Genomic DNA, 10,719 nt, shown 5'->3' on the forward strand with positions numbered 1-10,719 from the left:
GCGAGCGGCACGAGGAGGGCGAGCACCGCCCCCGCCGTCGCCACGGACCGACGCGTACTTCCCCGGTACCTGCGCATACGAGCCCCCGTCCCCCCACGGGGGACCCACCCGCTGCGACTCCCCCGGCCCATGCTCCCCCGCGCACGCCCCGCGTACACGAGGAACGCTTCACTCCCCCTCGGACGTACGTCGCCCCGCCCTCCGTACGTGCCCGGCCCGCCCCGTACGTCCTCGCCTCAGCCGTCGCGGCCGTCGTCCCGGTTGCGGCGGAAGGGCCAGCGGCGGCCCGGGGGACGGTTCCCGTCGGGACCGGGTTCGCGCCCGCTATCGCGCCCGAACTCACCGGCCCGCGCGCTCTCCTGCCCTTCTCCTCGTTCCCGCTCCTCGTACTCGCGCCCGCTCTCGTGGGCCGCCCGTTCCCCCTCCTCCCCGCGCCGCGTGCGGCGGGGCCGGTCCGGAGGTCTGGGAAGGTAGGGGAGGTCCGGCATCTCGTCGGTGTGGGACCAGACGCGGTACTCCGATTCCCGCTCCATCGCCCTGCCGTCCGGCTCGGCGGGGCGGTAGTCGTCCTCGGGGACGCCCGCGACCTGGAGCAGGTCGGTGATCATACGGAGGGCGAGCGGGTCGTCCAGGTACTGGGCCGCGTCCTCCGCGCCCCAGCGCGCGACCGCCTCGGCGGCGCGGGTGAGGCCCTGGGTGCTCGCCGTGGGGAAGGCGAGGGCGAGGGTGGCCTCGATGAGGCCGACGACATCCTCGGAGCGCACGGTCACCGCCTCCTGTCGCACACGATGCAGTGGCCGTCGCCCGAGAGCGCGGAAACGCGCAGCGCGATGAGCGCCACGTTCCGCGCCTGGCGCAGACACTCGTGCCGGTCGAGATCCGCGTACTGCTGCGTGGACATCGTGTCGCGCAGGTAGACCTCCCAGTGGTCCTGTGCCCGCGCCCAGTCGTTGCGATGCGCGACGCGCACGAAGGCGTCCACGAAGGCTTGTTGAGAGGTGGTCCCGTAGCGGTACGGGCGCAGGTCGTCGATCACACCCGGCGGGGTGAGGCGCTGTTTGAGGCTGCGGCGGCGGAAGAGGCGGTTGCTGGGCTGCTTCTTGACCCGGTCGATCCGCTGCGTGATGACGTGCCCCGCCGCGCCACCGATGATGGCGGGGACGGCGACCCAGCCGATGGCCGAGGCGATCCACAGCAGGGGGTGCCCTTCGGGCTCGTCGAGCAGCGTGAACACGCGGTAGACCTCGCCGCCACCGTCGTACCGCGCGGCGAAGAACCACAGCGCGGCGAGCAGCACCGCCATCGGTATCGCCCGGTCCACGACCCACTGCGTGAGCCCGCGCAGCGCCTTGCGCGAGCGGAACGCCCTGCGCAGCCGCACCTTCCGGCCCCCCGTCTTGGACGGCAGGTCGAGATGCGGCGGGACGGGAATGGGCATGGGCTCCCCCTGGCTCACGCACCCCCGGGACACCGGGGAAGGAGATTGTGGCCCCTGCGTACGGAGGGCGTCAAAGAAAGCACCTGTACGAGACGCGGCGCGGCGCCCGCCGGAATGTCCGCCCCTGGGCGGGGCAGACGCCCGCCCATGACCACGGACCCGATGGCTCGCCTCGAACTCGCCGCCCACCGCCACGCGGAGGCGGCCCAGGCCCTCACCGCCGCGCGCGACGACCTCGTCGTCGAGATCGTCGCCGCGCTCCGCGCCGTCCGCGAGGACCCCGCGCTCACCGTCCAGACCGAAACCGACATCGCCCGCCTCACGGGATGGGAGGTCGCGGAGCTGAGGCGCCTCGCGCAGGAGGCGGACCTGGTGGGCATGGACCCGGCGTAGGCGGGAGTACGGATGAGGAGGGGCGCCCGGCTCGTCGGACGCCCCTCCTCATCGCCTGCGAGCAGGCGATGGCAAAGCTTGACGGTGAGTGCTGGAGGCGCACGAGGTGCAGATCAGGAGAACATGACGCGGTAGATGTTGTATCCGGTACCGATCTTCCGTTTGGTCTCGAAGGGCGCGGTGGCCTTGCCGGTGCCTTTGTAGAAGTAGAGGTCTCCGGCGGGTTCGCGGGCGATGAGGTCGGCTTTGCCGTCGTAGTCGTTGTCTCCGACACCGACGAGCGAGTCGTAAGCGTTCCAGCCGTTTCCGATTTTGGTGCGCGCTTCGAAGGGGGCGTGCCAGTCTCCGGTGCCGACGTAGAGCCAGAGTGCGCCGGAGGTATCGCGGGCGACGAGGTCGGGTTTGCCGTCGCCGGTGAGGTCTCCCTTACCGATGATCTGTGTGTAGGCGTCCCATCCACCACCCACTCGGTAGGCCTGGGTGACAGTGCCGTCGCTGTAGCCGAGGAAGATCCACAGGACGCCGGAGGCGTCGCGGGCGAGGATGTCGTACCCGGCCGCGCCACCGAGATTGCCGGGAGAGAAGACGATGTCGTACTTGTTCCAGCCGCCCCCGACATAGCCGTAACTACTGGAAAGGCGTCCGTCGGTAGTCCATAGCCACGTGTCGTCGGCGATGCCGTCACCGTCGTCGTCCGCGTTGCTGGCGGTCTTGACGTCCGTGTAGTCCGTGGCCAGGAGTTCACGTGGGCCGAAGACCCCGTCGCCGCGGGGTGGGTGGTAGTTCAGTTCTCCGTTTGGCCGGATGCCGAAAAGGCCGAAGGAAGGGACCGGCACTGCCGCCGCGCGTGTGGTGAAGGGGCGGCTCGGTGCTGCATCGCGGGCTGCACCGGTGACGCGCGCGGCCCGGTCGCCGGGGGTGGCCTCTGATGCTGAAGCGGCAGTCGTGGAAGCCGTGAACATCGTGAGAGCCAGGGCAGAGCTCGCAGCGCAGAACTGCAGCGCTCTGCGCCAGGGGCGTGCGGCAGTAGGCGGCATGAGTGTCTTCTCCAGTAACAAGGACGATCGGCGGTCATGGTTCGGATTCCGTGCCTGGAGGTCGCAGGCACGGAGACGGCGGGGCGCATCCCGTCCACCGCTCCCGGGTGCGGCACACCGTCCAGTCAAACCCCGCAGTTATCCGGACAGTTGGACAGGGGACCTTGCTTGGTCACCACGAAAACCTTGCCATATGCATGATCTGTGTGGCTAGTGTGACCGAGATATGCCGCCCTTGTGAATGAACACGATGGGGCGTCAGTGGCGCTCGGCACGTAGCAGTCAGCCGCGCTCCTCCCGCCGGAGTCCTGGCGGCCATTTGCCATGTCCATGATTAGGAGAAGCTCATGCGTGATAGACCGCCGCGCTTCGGACGGCGCCTCAGACGCCGGTTCCGCGGCCTGGCCACCGGCCTTGTCCCTGTTACGGCGCTCGCGCTGATCAGCGGCTTCGCGATCCAGCCGGGCGGCCTTCCCCGCCAGGACCGCATGGTTCAGGTCAGCGACAGCGACGAGGACGACTGGGACGTCGATACTGCCGCCGAGCAACTGCGGCAGGACCAGTGCCTGATGAGCGGGGTGCTGCGCTTGGGCGGACCCGGCATGAGTGCGATAGCCCAGGACGGGCTCAACCAGGACCCGGCACAACTCCACAGCCTCGCGAACCGGGACTACTGGGAAGACACGCCTCTCGCCACCGCCTACGAAAGCGACCACGAGGCGGCCGGGTCGGCGACCGAGTCCCAAGACGGCCTGACCGCCAAGTGGAAGGCGGCCCTCAGCGGCCTCGACGAGCCGGGCGGTTTCAAGAGCCGGGCCGACTTCTACGAGCCGCCCAACTGGCAGAGCGGGCAGAAGGACTTCTTCGAACAGACCGGGCTGAACGAGTGGTACTTCCAGCAGGTCATGCGGGACGAGGACGAGTACTACGACGACCCGACCCCTTTCGCCAACAAGGACACGCAGCAGGCGGTCAAGGTTCAGGGTGAACCTCTCTACGGTGACGGCACCCTCGATCCCGAACTGCCCTCGGACGAGTGGGACCGGGCCTACACCAGGAATTCCGCGTACAACCAGCTTGCCAAGTGGTCGATGGAGCCCATGGGCGCCGACAACGCCCGCATCTTCCTGGAATCAGGAGGCTTTCCCAGCTCTGCGCCGGCCGTCGACAGTGCCGAGTACCGCATCGCTGTCGAGAACCTGAAGACCCGTTTCGCCGCGTGTGCCTGGCGCGACCCGATAGACCCTGACCGCGTCCTGCGTCCAGAGGTTGAGACCGCCGCCGGCGAGTGGCAGGCCGAGATCACCTCGCAGGCCACACAGCGCAACCAGATCGTCGATGCCAACACCACCGCGACCAAGGCACTGACGTCGGGCGCGAAGGTACTGGGCAACATGCTCGGCTACGCGTGGGTCGCCGACCACACGGTGCGCTGGCAGGCGTACTGGTCGCCAGGAGGTGGGGGCAAGAACGAGACCACTCAGCCGTCTGCCTCGCAGTTCACGCTGGCCAAGCAGAGCCTGGCGAACGCGCAGTCGGTGACCAAGGCCCAGCTGATCCAGCTCAAGCAGCAGGCCGCCGCCGCCAAGCGCGCGGTGACCGTCACCGACACCGCGATCGCCGCCGCGAACAAGATCGCCGACGACAACGGCGCGCCACGCGGCCGCGGTCTCCTCGTCGGACAGCAGAAGGCCCAGGTCACGCACGGTGCCGCGGCTGCGCTGGACGCGATGGTGATCGCCGCCCAGACGGCTGAGGCGGCCACGCACGCTTCGGCGGCCGACAGCAAGACCATCGCCGAGCGCGCCGTTGCTCAGACCGCCCAGACGCAGGCCGAGTTCCGCAAGGAGTCCGCCAAGCTCGCGGAACAGCAGGCCGCCGCGGCAGCGTCCTCGGCAAAGACGCACCGCGACAACGCGAAGAAGGACAAGGAAACCGCCGAGAGCAAGCTCGCCGACGCGCTCAAGGCGGAAGGCGTCGCCAAGGCGGCAGCGGCCGACGCGCACGCCAAGCGCCTCGCCGCCGAGGCAGAGGAGAAGACGGCCAAGGCCGAGAAGGAGACGGCCGCCGCCAAACAGGCCGAGGCAGCCGAGCACAAGAAGAACGCCGAGGGTTACAAGGACTCCGCGGAAGCCGCCGAGACCCGGGCGCAGAGCGCGGCAAAAACCGCCTCGGACAAACGCGCCGCCGCAGAGCAATCCCGGGACGACGCCAAGGCGAAGCGCGACGACGCCTGGGACGCCGAACAACAGGCAGACGCCGCACGAGCCAAGGCCGATGCCAAGGACGCGTACGCCGATGCCGAGGACTCCGAGGACGACGCGGCAGCCGCCCGAGCCGCAGCAGATGAGGCCGACCAGGCGGCTGACGATGCCGAGGCGGCTGCAGGCGCTGCCCGAAGCGAGGCCGACGCTGCGTCCAAGGCGGCGGCGGACGCCGATGCGGCCGCCACGCGAGCAGAGGCAGCCGCGACACGGGCGCGCTCGGACGCCGACGCCGCCCAGGCCGCCAAGCTCAAAGCCGACGCCGCCGTCACCACCGCAACCAGCGCCGCCGCCGACGCCATCGACGCCGCCAAGGACGCCGCATCCGAAGCCAAGGCAGCGGTCAAGGACGCCGACGACGCCGAAAAGCACGCCGAGGAAGCCAAGGCCGACGCCGACGAAGCAAAAAAGCAGGCGGACATCGCCCAGGCCGCCGCGGCAAAAGCCACTGGCTACGCCTACACCACCGCACAGGCCGCAGCCGACGCCCAGCACGCCGCGGCACAGGTCGCCAAGCCGGCCAACGACGCCATCGAACTCGGCTCCCCCTACATCACCACCGACTACGCCGCACCCCTGGTCGTCCTGACCGGCCAAGCATCCAAAACCATCGCGCAACAACAGGCCGCAGTCGCCGACACCCACGCCAAGAACGCCAAACAGGAAGCAGCCCTCGCCCAGAAGCTGGCCGACCAGGCCGCAGCCGACACCAAAGCCGCCTACCAAAGCGCAGCCAACGCAGCTGCCTCCGCAGCCGAAGCCCGTGGCTACGCCGCCGAAGCACTCGGCTACAGCGCCCAAGCAGCAGAAGCCGCAGCCAAGGCCACCGCATCACTGGCCCGGACCGTCGACTACGACAAGCAAGCAACAGCCGACGCCCTCGCCGCAGACCAAGCCGCAGGACGCGCGGAAGGCTACGCCGCGGACGCCCGGGCCTCCGCCGACCAAGCAGCACTCGACGCCGAAGCAGCCCACGCGGCAGCAGACGCAGCCGAAGCCGCCGCAAGCGACGCTCGCCAGGCAGCGGAACAGGCCGATCGCGACGCCACCGCAGCAGAAGAAGCAGCCAAAGACGCACAAAAATACGCGGACTCAGCCCAGCAAGCCGCCGAGGAAGCCGAAGCGGAACAGGCAAATAAGAGCATTTCGGATGGTGCCGGCACCGGAATTGGCGGAGTCTTTTACGTCGTTGACGAGAAGGCATCTAAGCTGATCAGCGGCGATCAAATCGGCGAATGCCCTACCGATCTTCTCAACGGGTGTACCGCTACGTACACCCTGCACATGGACGTCGTCGCGGACTTCTACCTGTGCACCGATGCCCAAGCCCTCGCCACAGCCGAAGGCTGCCCCAAAAAATCCTGGCAGTACCTTGAGACCCAGACTCTCAAGGACTCCCAAAGTACTTGGACCCACCATTTCAGCAGCTGGGACATCATTCGTCTCGGCTGGCAAAACCTCTTCGGCGACACGCTCGGATCCATCCTCTACGCCGTGGTCCTCGGCGACTTCGAAAGCTGCCTCCACGGGAGTGCATCTGGTTGCGCATGGACTGCGGCAATGTTCGTCCCCCTCGGCAAGCCGCTCGGGCTGATCGCCGATGGTGTGCGAGCGCTGGACGCTGCGGCTCGCACGGGCCTTGGGATCGAGGACGCCTGGAAGGGCCTTCGCGCTGCTGGCATCTCAGAATCGGCCCTCGCGGGAAGCACGCTGAAGGCACTGGCCACTTCTGCGGAGACCTGCGCACTCACAGCGCCTGTACCCACGACCCGAGCGGCTTCCGCGTCGGGCGCTGCCGATATCTGCCGCGGCTTTGTCAAATACAACAGCACAGCCCTGGGGAAAATCGGCTATCAGTATCGAGTAAAGATGCAGGTTGGGTGGAAGCGGAACGTTGCAGTTGCACACCTCCCTGGATGGAATGATCCTGTCTGGGGTGACTACGTTGTGGCACGCAGCGGGGCAGGGACTGGTGCACATGCGGAGGAAAATATCCTGGCGCAGATAGAAGAGAAGGGGCGCAGCCCCGAGGAAATCACTGCGCTGTACACTGACCGCAAACCTTGCCCTGGCAAGTGCGGTCCCCTTCTTGAACAAAAGCTCAACCCCAATGCTGCCGTCAGCTGGGTGGTTCCATACAGCGAGTACCCCGAGATAAATAGACAGGCCGCCGCTCTCTTGAAGAGATACATATCAGAGCAAGCGGGCTAGTCAGAACGTGACTGCGGGTCGGTCGCGGCGCAATTAATATGCAACCATTACGTCGCGACCGACATAGGGAGTGAAATAAAATTCAGTACACTTTGGCAAGCGATGACGAAATGACAGCCAGGGAGGACTTGGCACTACAAGTTTGCCGAGAATTGCGATTGGCCGGTCTTCCGGCCAGCATCGAAAACACCGAAGAGGAATCTCCCATCGGCGCACTCATTATGGTAGAAAATGAAATCGGCGACCTCGGCGAAGTGACGGTGACCTGGAATTCTCCAATCGCAGTCAATCGCAGCATGAAAAGCCTAAGCGGCATCAATCCAGTAAAGCATGATGCGCACCTCGCATCGATTATGTGTGACGCGATTATTCGAATCCTTGGGCTGGCTGGATTTGCCGCAAGGGAGGCAGAGGACGATATGAATCCATATTTGGTATCTGTATCCCGGTCGAAGTGAGCGACCCTACTCGATCGTGACCGGCACGGGGCAGCGAAGCTTGGTTACTAGCCTCGATCTTTCGTGACGGCCCGTTGGTTCATCTGGCGGGCAGTTTCGGCTTGTTGCGCGTGTATCGGCAGGCTGAGTACCCGGCTGTCGCGGCGGGTGGGCGCCGGGTTCCACGGCTCCGGTCGGAGTGGTGCTGCTCGTAGGGACGGGAACGCGCTGGTCAGCCTGGGTTCGGGAGCGCTTCGAGCCGTGCCAGGGCATCAATGATCGCGTCGGTCCAGGGCCAGTGGCGAGCAAATCTCAGGTGCCGGCGGCGGGCGGTCGTGACGATCTGACCGGCGGCGGAGAACAGGCGGAGTCGGAGACGGCGGGGCTCCCATGTGCGGGTCTTGCCGGTCAGCGCGAGCATGGGTATCCAGGCCAGCAGGTCAAGGGCGATCTGGACGATCTCCAGCCAGATCTGGTTCTGCGCGGTGTCGTGCAGGGGCAGGTTGCGCAGACCGGTGGCCCGGGCAGCGCGGATGCGGTCCTCGGCACGTGCCCGCTGGCGGTGCCGCAGTTCGAGTGCGGCGATCGGGACGCCAGTGGTGTTCGTGGCGAACGCGGTGAGCCGCAGGCCCTCGGCGTCGGTGAAGCGCAACTGGGCGCCGGGATGCGGCCGTTCCTTGCGGACGATCAGCCGCATTCCCTTCGGCCAGCCCTTGAGGACATCGCCGTCGAGTTCGGCCACCCAGGCGCCGTCGCGGATTTCGCCGCCCGGCTCGACGGCCACTGTCCATGCGGCGGGCGGGACTTTGAGGACGGCCTGGTGGATGGCGTCGGTGAGGGTCATACCGACCGAGTACGACAGCCACCTTCCCCGCTGGGCGAGCCAGGCTGTGAACTCGTGCGTTCCGCCTGCGGAGTCGGTACGAATCAGCGTCTGGTGTCCGCGTCGGTACTTCTTCGGCAGTTGGGCCAGGGCGAGTTGGGCCGCGGTGATGTGGTCGGCGGCGGTGTTGCTGCCTGCGTTGCCCGGCCTGAGCAGGCCGGGCACCGGCTCCCCGCTGCCACCGCTTCCATGATCGACGAACCCCATCAGCGGGTGGTGTCCGAAGGTCTTCTTCCAGGTCGCGGTGGCGTCCTGCTTCTCGGAGTGAGCCAGCACGAGCACCCCGTCCAGGTCGACGATCACCTGCCCCGCGGCGTCCGGGGCTGCATGCTCGGCCACGTTCCAGACGTGATTGCGCGCTTCGGCCCGTGCGGTCCGTATCGCGTGAAGGGCCTTCGGTCCGGCCGCGGCGAGGGTGCCGATCAGGCGGGAGGCCGTCGGGTCGGAAACCACCGGCCCGAACGCGGCTGACTCGGCCCGCAGCATCCCGACGTCCGCCAGACAGTCCCCGCCCAGCGCGACCGCGAGCGCCACATCCAGCAGGACCTTGCCCGGATCATGCACCGCGCGCAGCTTGCGCCACGGCGCCAATGCCGCCGATATCGCCCTGTCCAGGCCGGTCTTGCGAAGTGTCTCCACCAGCAGCACACCGCCGGTCTGGGAGACCACCCATCGGGTGGTGAAGCGGACGCGGTTCCAGCTGGACCTGGTTCGGGGCCGTTTCGTGCAGGGGCAGGTTGTCGCAGGCCGTTGGCGCGGGCGCCTCGGATGCGGCCCTGGCAGCGGGCCCGGCGGCGGTGACGCAGTTCGAGATCGGCGAGCTGACTTCCTCTGGTGTCGTTGGCGGAGCAGGTCAGCCGTCGACGGTCGAGGTCGGTGAACCGCAAATGGGCTCCCGTGTGGGGACGTTCCGTGCGGATGATCAATCTCGTGCCCTTCGGCCGGGCCCCCTCCGCCTCCCGCTGGACGCCGACACGTGCGAGGACGTCCAGGGGTGCGGGAGGGAGTTCGGAGGTGAGGCGGGCGGAGCCGGACGCTGGTCGAGGGGCGGTGAGGCATTGTCGATCACGCTGAGAGGGGCGGGCCGCCTTCTCCGGTGCGGCGGGCCTCGCGATACCCCCGCCCCTCCGCCCCGTAAATCCCTCGCCCTCCGCCCCCACCCCTCGCTACCTTCGCGCGAAAGGCCCCGCCGCCCGCTCACGTAAGGACCCCGCCATGCGCACCACCACCCTCTGGCGCCCCACCGGCCCCGCCGAGCTGGCGTTGGTGCGTGAGAGCGGGATGCGCGCGTGGCCGCCGCGCCTGCCCGAGCAGCCGATCTTCTACCCGGTCCTCAACGAGGACTACGCGGTTCGCATCGCGCGCGACTGGAATGTCAAGCACGACGGCGCCGGGTACGTCACGCGCTTCGCCGTCGACACCGCGTTCCTCGCGCGGTACCCCGTCCGGCAGGCGGGCGGCGAGACGATCCTCGAACTGTGGGTCCCGGCGGAGGACCTGCCGGAGTTCAACGCGCACCTCGTCGGCCCGATCGAGGTCGTACGGGAGTTCCACGCTGCCTGAGCCGGACCGCGCCCCGCTGTGCCGCCTCCCACATCCGCCTCCGCCCGCCGCCCGCGTGCGCCACCATGGACGGATGCCGCCCACCCCTCCCGCACCCGACGACGACCGGGAACCCCGCTACGACCGGGCCCTCGGCTCCGTCCGGTCACCCGGCTCCGTCCCGGACCCCCGCGACACCCCGGAAGCCGGTGGCATCCCGGAGGCCGGTGGCACCCCGGGCCACCAGGGCCTGCCGGTCCCCGAGGGCACCCCGGCCCCCGAGGACGCCCCCACCCTCGCCACCGTCCTCGCCGCCGGGGCCGGGGAGGCCGTCGAGGTCGTGACCGTGCCGGGCGGGCACGCCGTCCCCGTACGCGGCGTCGGCGTCTACGACCCCGGCGAGACCTTCTCGGCGCGCGACCACGTTCTCGTCGCGATCGGCGTCGACGCCTCCTCGCCCGCCGCCGCCGACGTGCTCCGGGCCGCCGCCCGCGCGAAGGCCGCCGCGCTCGTC

Annotated in this window: 7 protein-coding genes and 3 pseudogenes; 5 read left to right on the forward strand and 5 right to left on the reverse strand. The window is 68.4% G+C overall.

The window, feature by feature from the left end:
- Nucleotides 1-236: 236 nt before the first annotated feature.
- Complete coding sequence (locus tag G3I42_RS16335) at nt 237-764, reverse strand: hypothetical protein (RefSeq protein ID WP_343244563.1); 528 nt, start codon at nt 762-764, stop codon at nt 237-239.
- A 2-nt stretch (nt 765-766) separates the two neighbouring features.
- Entirely contained in the window at nt 767-1,438 is a 672-nt protein-coding gene (locus tag G3I42_RS16340) for a DUF6313 family protein (RefSeq protein ID WP_239096492.1), read from the reverse strand.
- Nucleotides 1,439-1,585: 147 nt separating this feature from the next.
- Between G3I42_RS16340 and G3I42_RS16345 the strand changes: the two genes are divergently transcribed.
- Nucleotides 1,586-1,831: a hypothetical protein gene (locus G3I42_RS16345; protein ID WP_164286658.1), complete on the forward strand. Its 246-nt coding sequence runs from the start codon at nt 1,586-1,588 to the stop codon at nt 1,829-1,831.
- Nucleotides 1,832-1,944: 113 nt separating this feature from the next.
- On the opposite strand, the gene G3I42_RS16350 is transcribed toward G3I42_RS16345, so the two are convergent.
- Nucleotides 1,945-2,793: a VCBS repeat-containing protein gene (locus G3I42_RS16350; RefSeq protein ID WP_239096493.1), complete on the reverse strand. Its 849-nt coding sequence runs from the start codon at nt 2,791-2,793 to the stop codon at nt 1,945-1,947.
- Between the two features lie 422 nt (nt 2,794-3,215).
- Between G3I42_RS16350 and G3I42_RS16355 the strand changes: the two genes are divergently transcribed.
- Nucleotides 3,216-7,343, forward strand: a complete 4,128-nt coding sequence (locus G3I42_RS16355) for a nucleic acid/nucleotide deaminase domain-containing protein (RefSeq protein ID WP_164286662.1) — start codon at nt 3,216-3,218, stop codon at nt 7,341-7,343.
- A 92-nt stretch (nt 7,344-7,435) separates the two neighbouring features.
- Nucleotides 7,436-7,801 (forward strand): hypothetical protein, encoded by a 366-nt coding sequence (locus G3I42_RS16360; protein WP_164286664.1) that lies wholly within the window; start codon nt 7,436-7,438, stop codon nt 7,799-7,801.
- A gap of 211 nt (nt 7,802-8,012) precedes the next feature.
- Here the strand turns inward: G3I42_RS16360 and G3I42_RS16365 are convergent.
- Together G3I42_RS16365 and G3I42_RS37635 are read right to left on the reverse strand one after the other, a co-directional pair.
- Nucleotides 8,013-9,356, reverse strand: a pseudogene (locus G3I42_RS16365) (IS1380 family transposase); the annotation flags it as partial.
- Between the two features lie 31 nt (nt 9,357-9,387).
- A pseudogene (locus G3I42_RS37635) lies at nt 9,388-9,604 on the reverse strand (IS1380 family transposase); the annotation flags it as partial.
- Nucleotides 9,605-9,878: 274 nt separating this feature from the next.
- Here G3I42_RS37635 and G3I42_RS16370 point away from each other — a divergent pair.
- The gene (locus G3I42_RS16370) at nt 9,879-10,226 is read left to right on the forward strand and encodes a hypothetical protein (protein ID WP_164286668.1); all 348 of its coding nucleotides are present in this window, start codon (nt 9,879-9,881) and stop codon (nt 10,224-10,226) included.
- Nucleotides 10,227-10,299: 73 nt separating this feature from the next.
- Nucleotides 10,300-10,719: pseudogene (locus G3I42_RS37640) on the forward strand (hypothetical protein); the annotation flags it as partial.

It is taken from the genome of Streptomyces sp. SID11385, from assembly GCF_010548245.1.
Taxonomy (GTDB): Bacteria; Actinomycetota; Actinomycetes; order Streptomycetales; family Streptomycetaceae; genus Streptomyces.